Below are 16,092 nucleotides of genomic sequence, written 5' to 3'. Positions count from 1 at the left end.
CAGCGCACGATCTGTCGCTAACCTATGATGTACCAAGCCAAGTCCGCGTACAAAGACTCAGGCCCGTGCTCATCCGCTGCCGCGCTCAAACCGCACGGAGCGGTTTCCGGGTCGAAGTAAGCCACCCTCCAGAAATCGCGCGATGAGTGCTGGTTAGAGGGCTCGCACGCCACACTTGCGAGCAGCGGGCGAGCCCTATCCGCGCAGGAAGGGACATAGCTGCGCGGATCCCGTTGGCCGCCCTCGTCATCCAAGAGCTACGCCGATTGCCAGGAGAGTAATCGCCATCGCGAAGACCGGTGCCAGTAACCAGCGTGCCTGGCCAACACTTTTTTCCATGACGCTTTCTCCAAATTTGCGGCGGTTAACGGCGCCAGTCATGTGACGGTTCCTGGTTTTGCTGAACGCAGACCTTTTCAGCATCATTCCAAGCCCAAAGTCCGGGATGAAATCGGACCTAGGTGCGGGCTCGGAACGTTTCGGATTTGGACACGTTGGGTCCGGGGTGATTATGCCCGAGCTCACAGGAAGGCTGTCACATGAGAATGGATTTCACCGCCGCCGCTGCTTCGTTTCTGCTCCTTGCCGGTGTCGGCGTCGCTGCAGCCCAGGACGTCGTTATCGCGCCTGAACAGGACACCGTCATTCAGGAGTACGTCCACAAGCAGCCCCTCGCGTCCGTGGAAGTCCCCGGCGTCGAACTCAGCGTCGGCGCCGCGCTTCCCGACACCGTCGAGCTTCGCGAAGTTCCCAACGTCAAGTACCGCTATGTCGTGGTCCACAACCGGACAGTTCTCGTGGACCCGGGCACCCGCAAGATCATCAAGGTCTATAATTGACCAAAGTGCGGGTAGGCCCGTCGCTGACCGGGGCGACGGGCCGTACCGATTCAGAAATGGCGATCTTGGGCGTCTCGCCATAGGCGAGGTTGGCGACAGCATCGATGACCGCAAATGCTGTCAACTTCCTCCCCATTCCGATATCCCGCCTTCACGGCATTCCGATCACGTGTTCACCGGTTCGGCCGAAGCGCCGACTCGGCGACCGCTGTGGTGAACCCAAATAGGAAAGCAGCGCTCTCGACTAACCACCTGGCGAGTTGCGCGGCAGACCATTGTGGGCGCGCTCTCCGGCGGTGAGCGTCAGTGGGAGGAAGGCCGGTGCTTTCTCAGCCTGGTAATCGCCGAGCGTCCGACGGTGATCACGCCGCCGCAGTCAGTCCGCACCGTCAACTTGTCGGCTTTGCGATCGATGCGGATGATGTCTCCAACAAGAACGACCTTATCTCCAGCACGGGTTTTAGGTGGAGGGTCAACCGAATAGGGTCGGTCATACGATGGAATGTTTACTTTGGCGCGTCCGCTAGGCAGCATCGTGCTGACCGTACCCGTCAAGGTGACTTCGTCACCGATCTCAAGTTCCCGGGGCACGCTATAGTGTAGCATAGACTCCTCCGGCGCGTTCCTGATATTAATGCCGGCAAACTGACTTGGTTGCGTGAAATCGCAAGTCTCTGCCCCGTTGCCTCCATCAGGCCGAGCACCCCTGTGCCAATGACGGGTAGGAATTGCCGACGCCGCCGATGAATGCATGGATTGATCGCCGCCCATCCAGCGCGCCCCTCAGGGCTGGCTATCTTGTCGAGAACCGCGGCTCGTGACAATTCCCTTACGGAACAAAAGGAGATCAGAGACATTCTCTCCTGCTCAGACAGGAGACCTCAAATGCAGAACCTAACCGACAATGCTGATGTTTCAGCCAATATTGACAAGGACCCTGATGAATGGGTTAGTGGAGACGATCCAATGACGCCATCGCAAGCCTCATACTTGAAGACCCTGAGTGAGCAGGCCGATGACGCCGCGAGCTTCGAACAAGGGCTTAGTAAGGCCGAGGCATCCAAGCGCATCGATGCGTTAAGGGCTAAGCTGAAACTCTAACCGAACCTCCCGCGCTAGCCGTTCAACGCTGGAGACGGCGCAGCGCGTCACTTTGACGGCGCACCATTGCGACTGCCCCACGAGCGGGAGCCTCGGCGAAATCGGCACTATCGTTAACGGACTTCGCTGTGCATGATTGCCGTGAATGCTTAGGCTGCGGGACGGCGTCGTCTGGCGGACCATTGACGAAGGAGCAGGGATCAGATCGTCGCCTGCATCCTTCCCAGCCCACCCTTTGGGATGAGGATGGCTACGACTTTCTGAAAGCCCTTCAATTCGCCTTCCTGATCTCGGCCGCCTTCATTTTGGCCCTGAGCTTGCCCACGCGTGCAGCCAGCGTATCGGGGCCCACTGTAGGGGAGCTACGCTCGATAACGTCGGCTACCTTCACGCTCGATCTTCGCACGTGGATGACGCGGACATCGGCTGTGCCGTTAGCGCAGTCGCTCAGCAACAGGTCTAGAGACTGGACTACGGCCAACGCCGCAACGGCGGAGGCCAACCGCATTGGCGCGTATACGTCGATCGAACCTCCAGCTCCATCCAAACGGGCTTGAGAACTCGTGCGCCGCGCAGCATCGGAACTTCTGGGTCTCTACAAGCTCATAGGCAAACGATCTTCCCTGACTACACGCCTTTGCAGGAATATATGTGAAGTCTTGCCGAGAGGGAGTCCGACTGAAGTCAGCCGGCAACAAACGCAGCAGTAGTTTCCACTGACCGCCTGGCCTCAAACCTTTCTTGGAGGCCTTGAGGTCGCTAGTGGCCGCGCGCCGCGCGCCAGACTCAGGCGGTGCGTCAGTCTTCATCACCTCCCGTTTGATGCGTCACCGGCGCGTCTTTGAAGAGCCGCCCCTGATCGTCGACGTCAAGACCGGGCCGCCGCCGGCGAAAGCGGCAGGCCAGAGTTGACCGGCCGTCGTGGAGCGCAGCCGGCTGCGGAACCATCGGCACGCGGGTCCGTTACGGTGTTCACGAAACGCGAGGGCTAACGTGGACAGAGAAGACGATGCGTCGCCAGTCGCTTCCGGCGTTGAAGGTCTCGATTACGTCCTTCGAGGTGGCTATGCGAAGTTCCGCTCTCATCTCGTCGAGGGCAGGCCTGGATCCGGCAAGACGACGATCGGCCTGCAGTTCCTGATCGAGGGCGCTCGCAACGGCGAGACATGCCTTTATATCACACTCTCGGAGAGCAGGCGCGAGCTGTTGTCGGTCGCCAACCGCCATGGCTGGGACCTGAACGGCATCGAGATCCTCGAACTGGTGCCGCCCGAGCTCAGCCTGGACCCCTCTCAGTTGCAGACGCTGGTGCATTCGTCCGACCTGGAGCTTGGCGAAACCGTGCAGTCGGCCCTTGCCGAGATAGAACGCATAAAGCCGGCCCGGGTGGTGTTCGATTCGCTGTCGGAGATTCGGCTGCTGTCGCAAGGCTCCTTGCGCTACCGCCGGCAGGTGCTTGCGCTGAAAAGCTTCTTTCTGCTCAACAATGCCACCGTGCTGCTGCTCGACGACTTAACTGCCGAGCATGACGATCTCAACCTGCATTCGATCAGCCATGGCGTTATCCGAATGGAGCAGCTGTCGCCGACCTATGGCGGCGAAAGGCGGCGCCTGCGCGTCATTAAGATGCGCGGTGTGCAGATCCGTGGTGGCTTCCATGACTTCGCCATCCGGGTCGGTGGCGTCGTGGTGTTTCCGCGGCTTGTCGCCTCCGAGCACGAATTGGGCGCGCACGGCACGCCGGCGACAAGCAAAAGCTCCCTGGACGCACTGATCGGTGGCGGTCTCGATCGCGGTACAAGCACGTTGCTGATGGGGCCTTCCGGCATCGGCAAGTCGAGCATCGCCAGCACCTACGCCCATGCAGCACTCGCGCGCGGCGAGCGAGTGCTGGTGCTGCTGTTCGACGAAACCAAGCGCATCTTCCTCGCCAGGGCGGCTGGCTTGGGCATGGATTTTGCCGGTTACACCAACGACGGGTCGCTGCTGCTGGAGCAGATCGATCCGGCCGAGCTTTCGCCTGGTGAGTTGTCGACGCGCATCCAGTCGGGGGTGGAGCAATCGGAGGTGAGAATGGTCGTCATCGACAGCCTCACCGGGTATCTCAATGCCATGTCGGAAGAGCAGCACCTGCTGCTGCAGATGCACGAAATCCTGACTTACCTCAACCAGAAGGGCGTGGTCACCATCCTGCTTCTGGCCAATCACGGCCTGATCGGCCACATGGCCGCGCCGGTGGACATGACGTATCTCTGCGATGGCATCATGCTATTGCGGTTCTTCGAAAGCGGCGGGCGCCTACGCCGCGCCATCTCGGTGGTCAAGAAGCGTGTCGGTCCGCACGAGGATACGATCCGCGAGTTCAAGATCAGCGGCACTGGCGTTACCGCGGGCGTGCCGCTGGAGGAGTTTCGCGGCATCCTGACTGGCGTGCCATTTTTTGAGGGCAAGCAGTCCGACCTGCTCAAGGACAAGGCATCGTGAGTCCAGCGGAGACCTCCGTCCTGGTGCTTACTCCGGTCGGACGCGACGCCCAGATTGCCGCCTCGATTTTGGCGGCGAGCAAGATCCACGCGCACATCTGCACGTCACTAGAGGACACCTTGCCGTTGCTGGATCAGGCTCAGTGTCTGGTGGTTGCCGAGGAGGCGCTGATCAACGCGGACCGAAGCCGCCTTGCGGCATGGGTCGAAAAGCAGCCGGCATGGTCGGATTTTCCGATCGTGCTTTTGGTGATGCGCGGGACCGATTTCGACCAGCGGCTGGCCTTTCTCGATCGCTACCTTATCGTACTGGAGAGACCCTTCCTGGCGTCGAGCCTGACCAATTCCGTACGTTCGGCGCTGCGCGCCCGCGCCCGCCAGCTCGAAGTCAAATCTTATATCGAACAGAAACAGGAGGTTGCAGACCGTCAGAAGCTTCTCATCCGCGAGTTGCATCATCGCGTCAAGAATACACTTGCCAATGTGCGTGCTATGATGGGAGCAACCGCCAAGTCGAGCGGCAACATCGAGGATTTCATGAGAGACTTCTCGGCCCGGATCGTCTCTCTGGCCGACACTCACTCCATGCTGACCGACGATTATTGGCAGACAGTTTCATTGCACAAACTGCTGGAGCGGGAGCTTCGCCACTACGAGACGCGCGACACGCCTCGCATCGTGCTCGAAGGCCCCGAGGTCTCGCTGATCGCCGACATTGCGATCCCAGTCGGAATGGCATTCCATGAACTTGCCTCCAACTCTTCCAAGTTCGGCGCGCTCTCGCGCCCGCTCGGTCGGCTCGACGTGCGCTGGTCAGTGGGCAGGTCGGGCGACGCGCGGATCGTCAATCTCCACTGGAAGGAACTGGACGGCCCCAACGTAGAGCCGCCAACACGGCGCGGTTTCGGCACGACGCTGCTGGAGAAGGTGGTGGCCGTGCAATGCGATGCCAGCATCCAGCTGAATTATCTTCGGGAGGGCCTGCATTTCACCATGGCGCTGCCATTGCGCGAGACGAGGCTGGTGCCGGCCTACTCATGATGCCAGCAATGCCGCTTTAGCGATAGCCCTCGTTTGGTGATCAGCTGGCAGGTTGCCGTTTGGGGTCATCTGGTTAATGGCATCCGGCAGATCCCTCGTGATCCTCGCAATCAGCTCCTCGCGCGAAAGGCCAGTCTGCCTCGAAAGAGCTTCCAGCGTCTGCACGTCAATGGCCCTTTCCACCTCGTGAGCCTCGATCGGCTCGTTTGGCCCGGTGCCAACCCAAGAGTCCACTTTCGCGCCTGCACCTGCATTTCTAAAACGGTCGAGAAGATCGCCGAGCGCGGTGCCGGAAACGCCCTTGGACACCTGGTCCAAAATCCCACCTTGCGGATTGTTTGGATCGCGCTCTCCCGCCCCACGGATCATCTCTGCGATCTTGTCGCGGTTTTGATAAGCCAGGACTCCCAGCATAGCGATCGCAAGTCTTCCAAGATTTGCCACTCGTTCCTCCTCTGGTCTCGACTATGGAAAAGGTCGCGCGCTGCCAAAGGTTCCCCAATTGGCCAGCTATGATCTCCGGACGCTGCAGATCGATCCGGTTGTCCAGGGCATCGATTTGGTCGTGTCCGGTCACTCGCATGTGCCGAGGATGGAGACAGTGGATGGCGTGCTTTATTTGAATCCGGGCAGCGCTGGCCACGACGGTTCAAGCTGCCCGTCACCCTTGCGACGGTCGACGTTACTCGGGGCAGCATACAGCCCTCGATGCGGAGCTTGGTAAACGGCTGAACCAATTCAGCGCATACTTAATATACGTCCGCGCCTATATCCGACTGTCTCCTAGTGGATGCTGCGGACCGAAATTGATGTTGAAATTTCGGACGGAATTCTCTGCCTCTCGCGGCTCGTTCAAGAGGGCCGCCTAACTTCCCCCCGAGCCGGTGGCTCCATTCGTCTGCCGGGCGGACATCGTTCCACCGGGGTCCGCCCGTCCAAATTTCGCCTCCTCCCCGACCGCCTCCACCAGCTGCCTGAGAAAGTTCACCAGGGCAGTCTGCGGATCATCGACCTCGCCGACGACCGCCGAAATGCCCCAGTGTCCAAGCACCGCCTCCTCCACGGGGTTTCGGCTCGCCATGAAGATGAACGAGGGAGGACGATCTTTTTCATAGCCGGATCGATGCCAGGTTTGCCAAAGGCGGTGCAACAGCAACCGGATGTTCGGGTCGGAAAGGCTATAGCCTATGAAGAGGATCGTGCTGCCAAGTGCATCGGCACGAAACCGCACATCGAGTGGGGAATTAAAGGAAAGCCGATCGAGGTAGTCCGTTTCGGTCAGGACAAGCGACGAATCATCGTCGAAGTCGCCATGGAATTTCACGATGTGGGTGACCCCCTGCCGGGCTTGCGCTACATCGCGTGCATTGGCCACTTTGACGTATCGCTGACCGTATATTTCGAAAGCCAGTTCCAGGTTACGGTCGTAGTTCGTGGTATAGATAATGGGGAAATTGAGCATCACAATGAGGCGATGCAACTCCGATGTCTCAATGCGGTCCCTGGCGACGGACCAGTTTCTGTCCATCCAGCTGCGCAGTGGTCCGATGCTGCCGTGCCTTATCCGATAGTACTCGGCCAGAGTTTGAAAACGGTCGCGCCGCATCGAAAACTCCTCATCGATCCCAAGTTCTTTTGCCATCTGCTCGATCAGCTTTTCCCAGGACGGAAGCCCAACGCTGATCGACACACCCGCTCCGACAAACAGGATCGCGCTACCGCGGCCGATCGCTTTTGCCAGTGATGCGAGCCCATCGGTCATAGACAGGAGCCGATGCTGGATGAGGCGCTCCAAGCAGTTGCAGCCGTGGCAGAACGCATTGACATTCTCTTTCGGATCACTGCCATCGTTCGTGACCAAACCAGCAGAGCGACGCTGTGTTCCCACGGTGCGGTCCGAAACTTGCGGTCGGGGCTGTCGCGTCTCGTCTGTTGGAGCAGGGCAGCCGTGCCTTGAGTAGTGGGGCGATTACGTCGCGCTGAAGGCACAACCCGGAAGCCAGCAGAGATGTGAGGTTCCGATCAGAGGATCGAGCTTGTCCGTGGCCGAGCACCTTGGCTGATTATTCCTGGGCAAAAATTCATAGCCATTAACAAATCTAAGTGCGGGCGAGTTCTGTTCCTGTACATTCGCGAGGAAAGGAGGCTGCGATGAGCCAAAAGCACCGCGATCTGGACTATCTCATCCAGCACTATATTGAGTGCAGGAGAGGCAAATCTTGGCCGCTTTCGGTATCGGCGGCCGTCGTCGCGATACGCACAGTTTTCCGGGGTTGCCTCGCTTCTGATTATGAACTGGCCACGCTCATTGCAAGAGCTGCGGTCAGCCGAGGCCAGATTGTCGATTTCGACCTCAATGAGCCTGCACAGGCGGCATAGCGCCAGCAGGACGCAGGTTACCTCGACAAATCCGCACGATGTGACAGAGAGTGAGGTGGCTCTTCGGATGTGATGCGGATAGCTCGTCAAGAAGACCCCACGCCGCCCGTCACGCGAATACGAACATGGTCTGTGCCAATTCGGTCAATAGCGCGGCTGCCCTGTTGCCGTGGCGCTCAGCAATTCAAGGCCGGCCGACCAAGTCAAAGGCAGTGGCAGGTCCTGACCAGCAAGAACACGCCCACTGCGTAAGGGATCAACAAAAGCACGACGGCCAACCAGTAACCAGGCTGAGCCATCGCCGCCAAATCTGATCGAAGCTGCTCCATTGGCTATCCAACGCAGGGCAGTTTTGCTTGTTCCCTGGCTGCGATCATCAGAGTCCGGCGGTCAAGCCGGCCCTTCCGGTCACTGGCGCGCTGCAGAAGAGGAAAGATATGCTCTCACCAAGAGCGCTGAGGGCACCTGCATTGGCAGACCACTCAAGGGCAGGCCAGCCCCGGCTGCTTCGCGCGCCTACTGTCGCTCCACGCATCAGGAACAAAGCAGCTCCTTGTTCGTTCGGTGCCCAAGAGCGGATCAGCTCCCATGTAGAAGGTGTTTCGAGGAGCCATGGACCGTCGCCAGTTTCCCTTACCAGCTCTGTGCCTCTTGATCCTGACGATTGTCGGGCTGGCACAAAACCCTGCGCGAGCCCAAGCGCCGTGTCCAGCCGACTACGAGAAGCTGCTCGCAGCCTTGAAGGCCAATGTCAAGGCAAGCGGGGGCCCGGCGAATGGCGGCTTCGAGACCAATGAATGGGCGGCCGTCGTCGCCCGCGACGGGACGGTCTGCGCCGTCGCCTTCAGTGGACCTACCGTCGATGCGCAATGGCCGGGCAGCCGGCTCATCGCCGCCGAGAAGGCGAATACAGCCAATGGGCTCAGCTTGGCGAACATGGCGCTCTCGACCGCGAACCTCTATGCAGGGGTGCAGCCGGGTGGCCCGCTGTTCGGGCTGCAGGCCACCAACCCCGTCAACCAGGCGGCAGCCTATGCCGGCGATGCCAAGACTTTCGGTAGCGCCCAAGATCCGCTGCTAGGCAAGCCGATCGGCGGCATTGTCGTTTTTGGCGGAGGCCTGGCTCTATACGACGGCAAAACGATCGTCGGTGCACTTGGCGTCAGTGGCGATTCCTCCTGCGCCGACCACAATGTCGCCTGGCGCGTTCGCGCGGCGCTCGGCCTCGACAAAGTTCCGGCGGGCGTCAATCCCAATCGTAAGGATGCCATTATCTATGATCTCGATCCCGGTGGCAAAAGCGCTTCCGGGTGGGGCCACCCGCTTTGTGCCGGGCATGAGGCCGATGTCGCGGCCGAACTTGGTTCTGGCGTCGGAGGCTCGACGCCGAAATGAAGCGAACAGCCCAACCTGTCGCGCCCTGCGTTGTCGCGGTATGCGCCAACCGCTCGGCGGCACCGAGAAAACGTCTTGCGAGCATCTTTGCGACGCTGCTGCTGGCTTCCACTCCCTTACTGATGGCCGCTTCGGAAGCTCCGTCAACGCCGGCGATCTCGCCGCCGCCTTCCGCCGCGCCGCCTGACGACGGGCAATGGACGATGCCCGCCAAGAACTACGCGTCGACCCGCTACAGCGAGCTCACGGAAATCAACGAAGGCAATGCCAAGGACCTGCAGGTGGCCTTCACCTTCTCGACTGGCGTCAATAAGGGCCAGGAAGCGGCGCCGTTGGTCGTCGGCGGCACGATGTACATCGTGAGTCCCTTCCCCAACATCGTCTACGCGCTCGATCTCACCAAGCCGGGTGCGCCGATGAAATGGAAGTTCGAACCCAATCCGGAACCCGCGGCGCAAGGCGTTGCCTGTTGCGATGTCGTCAATCGCGGCGCCGCTTTCGCGGACGGACGCATCTTCTTCAACACACTGGACGGGCACACCATAGCGCTCGACGCGAACACCGGTCAGCCGATCTGGAACGCCCATATCGGCAACATCAACATCGGCGAGACCATCACCATGGCGCCCTTGGTGGTGAAAGGCAAAGTGCTGGTCGGCAATTCAGGCGGCGAGATGGGCGTCCGCGGCTGGGTCAAGGCGCTCGACGCCGGCGACGGTCACGTCGTCTGGACGGCCTTCGCCACCGGGCCGGACAAGGACGTGCTTATCGGCCCGGACTTCAAGCCGCATTACGACATGGACAAGGGCAAGGACCTTGGCGTCACGACATGGCCGCCGGAGGCCTGGAAGATCGGTGGCGGTAACATGTGGGGCTGGATTTCCTACGATCCGGATCTCAACCTGATCTTCCACGGCACCGGCAATCCTGGACCGTGGAACCCCGATCTGCGGCCCGGTGACAACAAATGGACGTCAGGCATCTTCGCCCGCGATCCCGATACCGGCGCGGCGAAATGGTTCTATCAGTGGAGCCCGCACGACCTCCACGACTATGATGGGATCAACGAGCAGGTCCTGCTCGACATGAACTGGCAGGGCAAGCCGCGCAAGGTGCTGGTCCGGCCTGAGCGCAACGGCTACCTCTACATCCTCGACCGGACCACGGGCGAAGTGCTGTCCGCGAAACCTTTCGGCCCTGTCAATTCCAGCAAGGGTGTCGATCTCAAGAGCGGCCGTCTGATCGAAAACCCGGACAAGAAGACCGGGACCGGCAAAGTCGTCCGCGACATCTGCCCAACCGCGTCGGGGCTCAAGGACTGGCAGCCTTCCGCCTTCTCGCCGAAGACCGGGCTGCTCTATATTCCGCATAACAATCTGTGCATGGATGAAGAAGGCGTCGAGGTGAACTACATCGCCGGCACCCCCTATGTCGGCATGAACGTGCGCATGATCCCTGGGCCCGGTGGCAACCGGGGCGCCTTCACCGCCTGGGACATCGCTGCGCAGAAGCCCGCCTGGAGCGTCAAGGAGAACTTCCCGGTGTGGAGCGGCGCGGTCGTGACGGCCGGCGATGTCGTCTTCTACGGGACAATGGAAGGTTGGTTCAAGGCGGTCAGCGCCAAGACTGGCGATCTGCTTTGGCAGTTCAAGACGGCGTCCGGCATCATTGGCCAGCCCATCACATATCGCGGTCCCGACGGACGTCAATATGTAGCGATCCTGTCGGGTGTCGGCGGCTGGGCCGGCGCGATCGTATCGGGCGATCTCGATCCGCGCGACGCCACCGCCGCGCTCGGTTTCGTCAACGCGATGAAGGACCTCAAGGAGGCCACAACGGCGGGAGGCACGCTTTATGTGTTCCGGCTGCCCTGAACACCGGGCCGCGCGCCTGGCGCTCGGCATGGCCGCGCTCGCCTTGCTGTTCTTGCCGGTGGGAGCCAATGCCCGTGAACTGAGGGTCTGCGCTGATCCGAACAACATGCCATTTTCCAACGCGGCCGGTCAGGGTTTCGAGAACAGGATCGTTGAGATCGTGGCCGCCGATCTCGGTGCCAAGCTGACCTACACCTGGTGGGCGCAGCGCCGCGGCTTCGTGCGCAACACACTGAAAGCCGGCCTTTGCGATCTCGTACCAGGCACGCCCGCCAACCTCGAAATGCTGCGCACCACCACACCCTATTATCGCTCATCCTATGTTTTCGTCACCCGCCAGGACGGTCCGGATGTGGCGTCCTTCAACGATCCGCAACTGCGCGCTATGCGGATCGGCGTGCAACTCATCGGCGACGACGGGGCCAATTCGCCCCCCGTTCAGGCGCTTGGCCGCCGTGGCATCGTCGGGCACCTCGTCGGCTACCCGGTCTATGGCGACTACTCCGCACCCAATCCCCCAGCGCGCATCGTTGAAGCGGTGGCGACCGGCGAGATCGATCTTGCCGTTGTCTGGGGCCCGCTCGCCGGCTACTTCGCCCAGAAGCAGAAAGTGCCGCTGCGCATCACGCCGGTCACCCCTCGCATCGACGGACCGCAGTTGCCCATGATCTACGACATCTCGATGGGCGTTAGGCGCGAGGACGATGCGCTACGTGGCGATGTGAATAGCGCGCTGGCCAGGCACAAGGCCGAGATCGACGCATTGCTGTCGCAATATGGCGTGCCGCGGCTCGACGGCTCGGGGGGTCCAGTGCGATGAGGCCGGGCACCGCCATGCTCCTGTTTGCGCTCCTGACGCTTGCGGCATGCCAGCGCGAGGAGCGGGACACGCGCCCGCAAAATTCGCTCGGATCGAGCGAGCAGCCGACGCCTGTGACCACATTGGAACCCGGCGGACAGCGGGCTTCCGCCAGCGATAACAAGGCGGCGAGTTTCGAGGCCAACGCCTTCCACCTCAGCGAAGGCAAGCGGCTGTTCAGCTGGTTCAACTGTTCAGGCTGTCATGCCAATGGCGGCGGCGGCATGGGGCCGGCTTTGATGGACCAGAAGTGGCTTTACGGCAGCTCGATCGAAAGCATCCACGCTACGATCCGCGATGGTCGGCCAAAAGGCATGCCGAGCTTCCGCGACAAGATCCCCGATGACCAGATTTGGGAGCTTGCCGCCTTTGTCCGCTCGCTGAGCGGCAATGCGCCCTCGTCCGCCGCCCCGCAGCGCAATGACGACATGATGCCACATCCGTCGGAAAACCGCCTGCCCGATGCCGCCACACTGGGGAAATCACCGTGAAACGCCTTGCGTCGACCGGGTTCGGCACGGCCTGCGTCTTGTTTCTGCAGGGATGCTCGGGATGGCAATCAGCGCTCGATCCGAAAGGTCCCGCTGCCAGTGAGCTGGCATGGCTCATTTGGTTTTTTACCGCGCTTTGCGCAGTGATCTGGGTCCTGGTGATGATCGCGCTTGCCGCGCCGCTGTTGATGCGGCCTCGCACACGTTCCGAGCCGCTCGCGCTCGACGCGGGCGCCGACCATCGCAAGTTACGGGTCGTCGTGATCGCCGTCGGGCTGACTGCCGCGATCGTGGTCGGGCTGACCTTGCTGAGCTTCTTCGCCAACAGGACGCTGGCGGCGATCGGCTCGGACGCTGCGCTCACCATCCGCGTCACCGGCCACCAATGGTGGTGGGAGGTGCGCTACGAAGATGCCACGCCGAGCCGCATCCTGACCACGGCTAACGAGATCCACATTCCCGCCGGGGAGCCCGTGCGGCTTCTGCTGACCTCGACCGATGTTATCCACTCGTTCTGGATCCCGAGTTTGGCCGGCAAGCTCGACCTCATCCCCGGTCATATCAATGTACTTGATATCAGGGCCGACAAGCCCGGCGTCTATCGCGGCCAGTGCGCCGAGTTCTGCGGTGCGCAGCATGCTAATATGGGCACCTTTATCATCGCCGAGCCGCGGGCAAAGTTCGACGCCTGGTGGAACGACCAGTTGCAGCCGGCTGGGCCCCCGACGAACGGGGAGGCCAAAAATGGCGCGGACCTGTTCCTCAAGCGCCCCTGCGTGATGTGCCACAGGATCGGCGGCACTCCAGCGGGAGGAACCGTCGCGCCTGATCTCACGCATGTAGCCAGCCGGCAAACCATCGCTGCCGGTACCTTGATGATGAGCCGCGGCAATCTGGCGGCCTGGATAGCGGATCCGCAAGGCGTGAAGCCCGGCTCCCACATGCCGGTGGTGGAGCTCAACGGCGACGAACTCAACGCCATCGTCGCCTATCTCGAGGGTCTGAAATGAGCAGCGCGGATCTGACGAGCGAACGCGACCTGCCGCAACGGGAGACCGCCACCGAAGGCGACGTTGCTCCCGAGCATGACGGACCGCGTGATACCGGCATGGACGACGCCAGCCTGCACCGCTGGCTGGCGCGGGCATGGCGCACGCCGCCCGGCATCATCGGCGCTCTGTCGAGCGTCGACCACAAGGTGATCGCAAGGCGCTATCTGATCACGGCCTTCATCTTCCTATGCCTTGGCGGACTGAACGCGGTCGCCATGCGAATCCAACTCTCAGGGCCGCAGCGTGGGCTGATCGGGCCGGACCTCTACAACCAGCTGTTCACGATGCATGGCGTCACCATGATGTTCCTATTCGCCGTGCCTATCGTGCAGGCAACGGGAATCTATCTGGTGCCGCTGATGGTCGGCACCCGCAACATCGCCTTCCCGCGGCTCAATGCATTCGGCTATTGGGTCTATCTTTCGGGCGGCGTCTTTGCCTGGGTTTCATTCCTCCTCAACATGGCACCGGACGTCGGCTGGTTCGCCTATGTGCCTTTGTCCGGTCCCGAATTCTCTCCCGGCAAGCGCGCCGATGTCTGGGCGCAAATGATCACCTACACCGAAGTGTCCTCGCTTGCGGTCGCCGTCGCCACCATCGTGACCGTGTTCAAGCAACGCGCACCCGGCATGTCGCTGGACAAGATACCGCTTTATGTGTGGGCACTGCTGGTCACTTCGTTCGTCGTGGTCTTCGCGATGCCGGCAGTCATGATCACCTCGACCTTCCTCATTCTCGACCGGCTTGTCGGAACCCACATTTTCAATCCGGCGGAGGGCGGCGACGCTCTGCTGTTCCAGCATCTGTTCTGGTTCTTCGGCCATCCCGAGGTCTACATCATCTTCCTGCCGGCGACAGGCATGGTCTCCTCGATCATTCCCGCTTTTGCCCGGCGACCGGCGTTCGGGCATCTCGGGCTGGTCCTGTCCTTGATCGCGGTCGGTTTCCTGTCGTTCGGCCTCTGGGTGCACCATATGTTTGCGACGGGATTGCCGAAGTTAGGGGCGAGCTTCTTCACGGCGTCCAGCATGCTGATCGCCATACCCAATGGCCTGCAGATCTTCTGCTGGCTGGCGACTTTGTGGGATGGCAGACCGGTGATCCGCACGCCGCTGCTGTTCGTCTTCGGCTTCTTCTTCATCTTCGTCATCGGCGGGCTCACCGGCGTCATGCTCGCCTCGGTGCCGCTCGACCTGCAGGTGCACGACACCTATTTCGTCGTCGCCCACTTCCATTACGTGCTGATCGGCGGATCGGTATTCCCGCTGCTGGGCGCGGCCTATTTCTGGTTCCCCAAGATCACCGGCCGCATGATGAGCGAACGTCTCGGACGCTGGCATTTCTGGCTGGCCTTCATCGGCTTCAACGTGGCTTTCTTCCCGATGCATCTGGTCGGCCTGTGGGGAATGCCGCGCCGGGTCTACACCTATCCGGCGGAGCTTGGCTGGGGCAACATCAACCTGCTCATCAGCGCCGGCGCGGTGCTGTTCTTCCTAAGCTTCGTGCTGTTCACTTTCAACCTCGTGCACGGCGTATTGAAAGGCGTACCGGCCGGGGACAATCCCTGGGATGCCGGCACCCTGGAATGGGCAACGTCCTCGCCGCCTCCAAGCTATAATTTCACACGCATCCCGATCGTGACAAACGTTGAGCCGCTGTGGGCCGAACGAGACGCGCTTCCCGTCGCAACCGGCCTGCGCGTCGACGTGCGCGAGTTGCTCATCTCGACGGTGGCGGAAGCCCATCCCGACATCCGCGAGAAATCGGCGACGCCGTCAATCTGGCCCCTGCTTGCGGCGATCGCCGTGGGCGGCACTTTCCTCTACTCGATCTTCACGCCGTGGGCGGTCGTGTGGGGCGCCGTGCCGATCGCGGTCACGCTGGTCGGCTGGTTCTGGCCCAAAGGCGATCCGGAGGACGAGGAATGAACCAGCGACCCGTCGCCGACCTTTCCGGGCTTCCCACCTTTGGACATGGTCCGCGCAGCCCGACCTGGTGGGGCACGCTCGGCTTCATGGCGCTGGAGGGGACGGGCTTCGCGCTGGCGGCCGGCGCCTATCTCTACCTGGCAATGTCGTGGCCCAACTGGCGTCTGAGCGCCCCGGAGCCTAACCATTGGCCGGGAACGATCGTCACCCTCCTGCTGATCGCCAGCCTGGTGCCGAACCACATTCTCAATCGCTACGCCGAGCGTTGCGCCATTGTACCGGTGCGGATCGGCATGGTGGTGATGTCGCTGTTCGGTCTCGCCCCGCTCGTGGTGCGCTGGTTCGAGTTCCCGGCGCTGAATATCTATTGGGACACGAACGCGTACGGCTCGATGCTTTGGGTGCTGCTTGGACTGCACACCACCCACCTGATCACCGATGTCGGCGACACGATCGTGCTGACGGTGCTGATGTTCACACGCCATGGCTACAGCGGCCGGCGCTTCGGCGACGTAGGCGATAATGTCTTCTACTGGGATTTCGTGGTGCTCACCTGGATCCCGATCTACCTGCTCATCTACTGGGTACCGAGGCTAGGCTGATGCGCGCGCTGCGATTGGGAACGTCTTGGGGTGGCCTTCTGTCGGGGC

Annotated in this window: 16 protein-coding genes; 13 read left to right on the top strand and 3 right to left on the bottom strand. The window is 61.4% G+C overall.

Features of this window, described 5'->3' with window-relative positions:
* Window positions 1–246: 246 nt before the first annotated feature.
* Entirely contained in the window at window positions 247–381 is a 135-nt protein-coding gene (locus tag O7A61_RS02045; protein WP_337128170.1) for a hypothetical protein, read from the bottom strand.
* Between the two features lie 158 nt (window positions 382–539).
* On the opposite strand from O7A61_RS02045, the gene O7A61_RS02040 reads away from it, so the two are divergent.
* The 4 genes from O7A61_RS02040 to O7A61_RS02025 all read left to right on the top strand — a co-directional run bounded on the left by O7A61_RS02040 (window position 540) and on the right by O7A61_RS02025 (window position 5,464).
* Window positions 540–839 carry a DUF1236 domain-containing protein gene (locus tag O7A61_RS02040; protein ID WP_337128169.1) on the top strand — a complete coding sequence of 100 codons (300 nt, stop codon included), beginning with the start codon at window positions 540–542 and terminating at the stop codon, window positions 837–839.
* 885 nt (window positions 840–1,724) lie between these two features.
* Window positions 1,725–1,940 (top strand): DUF3072 domain-containing protein, encoded by a 216-nt coding sequence (locus tag O7A61_RS02035; protein ID WP_027144699.1) that lies wholly within the window; start codon window positions 1,725–1,727, stop codon window positions 1,938–1,940.
* A 993-nt stretch (window positions 1,941–2,933) separates the two neighbouring features.
* Complete coding sequence (locus tag O7A61_RS02030; protein WP_337128168.1) at window positions 2,934–4,424, top strand: ATPase domain-containing protein; 1,491 nt, start codon at window positions 2,934–2,936, stop codon at window positions 4,422–4,424.
* Window positions 4,421–5,464, top strand: coding sequence for a sensor histidine kinase (locus O7A61_RS02025; RefSeq protein WP_337128167.1), 1,044 nt, complete (start codon window positions 4,421–4,423; stop codon window positions 5,462–5,464). Before O7A61_RS02030 ends, O7A61_RS02025 begins: the two co-directional genes overlap by 4 nt.
* Here the strand turns inward: O7A61_RS02025 and O7A61_RS02020 are convergent.
* Window positions 5,459–5,908: a YidB family protein gene (locus O7A61_RS02020; protein WP_337128166.1), complete on the bottom strand. Its 450-nt coding sequence runs from the start codon at window positions 5,906–5,908 to the stop codon at window positions 5,459–5,461. The genes O7A61_RS02025 and O7A61_RS02020 overlap by 6 nt on opposite strands.
* A gap of 148 nt (window positions 5,909–6,056) precedes the next feature.
* On the opposite strand from O7A61_RS02020, the gene O7A61_RS02015 reads away from it, so the two are divergent.
* Entirely contained in the window at window positions 6,057–6,188 is a 132-nt protein-coding gene (locus tag O7A61_RS02015; RefSeq protein WP_337128212.1) for a hypothetical protein, read from the top strand.
* 141 nt (window positions 6,189–6,329) lie between these two features.
* Here O7A61_RS02015 and O7A61_RS02010 read toward each other — a convergent pair whose 3' ends face one another.
* Complete coding sequence (locus O7A61_RS02010; RefSeq protein ID WP_337128211.1) at window positions 6,330–7,226, bottom strand: SIR2 family NAD-dependent protein deacylase; 897 nt, start codon at window positions 7,224–7,226, stop codon at window positions 6,330–6,332.
* A 389-nt stretch (window positions 7,227–7,615) separates the two neighbouring features.
* Here O7A61_RS02010 and O7A61_RS02005 point away from each other — a divergent pair, with 389 nt between their 5' ends.
* The 8 genes from O7A61_RS02005 to O7A61_RS01970 all read left to right on the top strand — a co-directional run bounded on the left by O7A61_RS02005 (window position 7,616) and on the right by O7A61_RS01970 (window position 16,044).
* Complete coding sequence (locus O7A61_RS02005; protein ID WP_027145379.1) at window positions 7,616–7,843, top strand: hypothetical protein; 228 nt, start codon at window positions 7,616–7,618, stop codon at window positions 7,841–7,843.
* 612 nt (window positions 7,844–8,455) lie between these two features.
* Window positions 8,456–9,238, top strand: coding sequence for a heme-binding protein (locus O7A61_RS02000; RefSeq protein ID WP_337128165.1), 783 nt, complete (start codon window positions 8,456–8,458; stop codon window positions 9,236–9,238).
* Between the two features lie 122 nt (window positions 9,239–9,360).
* The gene (locus tag O7A61_RS01995; RefSeq protein ID WP_337108886.1) at window positions 9,361–11,112 is read left to right on the top strand and encodes a methanol/ethanol family PQQ-dependent dehydrogenase; all 1,752 of its coding nucleotides are present in this window, start codon (window positions 9,361–9,363) and stop codon (window positions 11,110–11,112) included.
* Window positions 11,093–11,932 (top strand): substrate-binding domain-containing protein, encoded by an 840-nt coding sequence (locus O7A61_RS01990; protein ID WP_337108854.1) that lies wholly within the window; start codon window positions 11,093–11,095, stop codon window positions 11,930–11,932. Before O7A61_RS01995 ends, O7A61_RS01990 begins: the two co-directional genes overlap by 20 nt.
* The gene (locus O7A61_RS01985; protein ID WP_337128164.1) at window positions 11,929–12,462 is read left to right on the top strand and encodes a c-type cytochrome; all 534 of its coding nucleotides are present in this window, start codon (window positions 11,929–11,931) and stop codon (window positions 12,460–12,462) included. The genes O7A61_RS01990 and O7A61_RS01985 overlap by 4 nt, the downstream gene beginning before the upstream one ends.
* Entirely contained in the window at window positions 12,459–13,472 is a 1,014-nt protein-coding gene (coxB, locus tag O7A61_RS01980; RefSeq protein ID WP_337108855.1) for a cytochrome c oxidase subunit II, read from the top strand. Before O7A61_RS01985 ends, coxB begins: the two co-directional genes overlap by 4 nt.
* Entirely contained in the window at window positions 13,469–15,442 is a 1,974-nt protein-coding gene (gene ctaD, locus O7A61_RS01975) for a cytochrome c oxidase subunit I (protein ID WP_337108856.1), read from the top strand. The genes coxB and ctaD overlap by 4 nt, the downstream gene beginning before the upstream one ends.
* Complete coding sequence (locus O7A61_RS01970; RefSeq protein WP_027145372.1) at window positions 15,439–16,044, top strand: cytochrome c oxidase subunit 3; 606 nt, start codon at window positions 15,439–15,441, stop codon at window positions 16,042–16,044. Before ctaD ends, O7A61_RS01970 begins: the two co-directional genes overlap by 4 nt.
* Window positions 16,045–16,092 lie beyond the last annotated feature (48 nt).

Source organism: Mesorhizobium sp. Cs1321R2N1 (assembly GCF_037179725.1).
GTDB classification, from domain to species: domain Bacteria; phylum Pseudomonadota; class Alphaproteobacteria; order Rhizobiales; family Rhizobiaceae; genus Mesorhizobium; species Mesorhizobium salmacidum.
The sequence above is the reverse complement of the archived record's forward strand: the minus strand, read 5'-3'. Positions and strand labels throughout refer to the sequence as shown.

Coding starts and splice junctions, on each gene's coding strand:
- O7A61_RS02045 (WP_337128170.1), bottom strand. CDS start 381: ATGACTGGCGCCGTTAACCGCCGCAAATTTGGAGAAAGCGTCATGGAA.
- O7A61_RS02040 (WP_337128169.1), top strand. CDS start 540: ATGAGAATGGATTTCACCGCCGCCGCTGCTTCGTTTCTGCTCCTTGCC.
- O7A61_RS02035 (WP_027144699.1), top strand. CDS start 1,725: ATGCAGAACCTAACCGACAATGCTGATGTTTCAGCCAATATTGACAAG.
- O7A61_RS02015 (WP_337128212.1), top strand. CDS start 6,057: ATGGAGACAGTGGATGGCGTGCTTTATTTGAATCCGGGCAGCGCTGGC.
- O7A61_RS02010 (WP_337128211.1), bottom strand. CDS start 7,226: ATGACCGATGGGCTCGCATCACTGGCAAAAGCGATCGGCCGCGGTAGC.
- O7A61_RS02005 (WP_027145379.1), top strand. CDS start 7,616: ATGAGCCAAAAGCACCGCGATCTGGACTATCTCATCCAGCACTATATT.
- O7A61_RS02000 (WP_337128165.1), top strand. CDS start 8,456: ATGGACCGTCGCCAGTTTCCCTTACCAGCTCTGTGCCTCTTGATCCTG.
- O7A61_RS01995 (WP_337108886.1), top strand. CDS start 9,361: ATGGCCGCTTCGGAAGCTCCGTCAACGCCGGCGATCTCGCCGCCGCCT.
- O7A61_RS01990 (WP_337108854.1), top strand. CDS start 11,093: ATGTGTTCCGGCTGCCCTGAACACCGGGCCGCGCGCCTGGCGCTCGGC.
- O7A61_RS01985 (WP_337128164.1), top strand. CDS start 11,929: ATGAGGCCGGGCACCGCCATGCTCCTGTTTGCGCTCCTGACGCTTGCG.
- ctaD (WP_337108856.1), top strand. CDS start 13,469: ATGAGCAGCGCGGATCTGACGAGCGAACGCGACCTGCCGCAACGGGAG.
- O7A61_RS01970 (WP_027145372.1), top strand. CDS start 15,439: ATGAACCAGCGACCCGTCGCCGACCTTTCCGGGCTTCCCACCTTTGGA.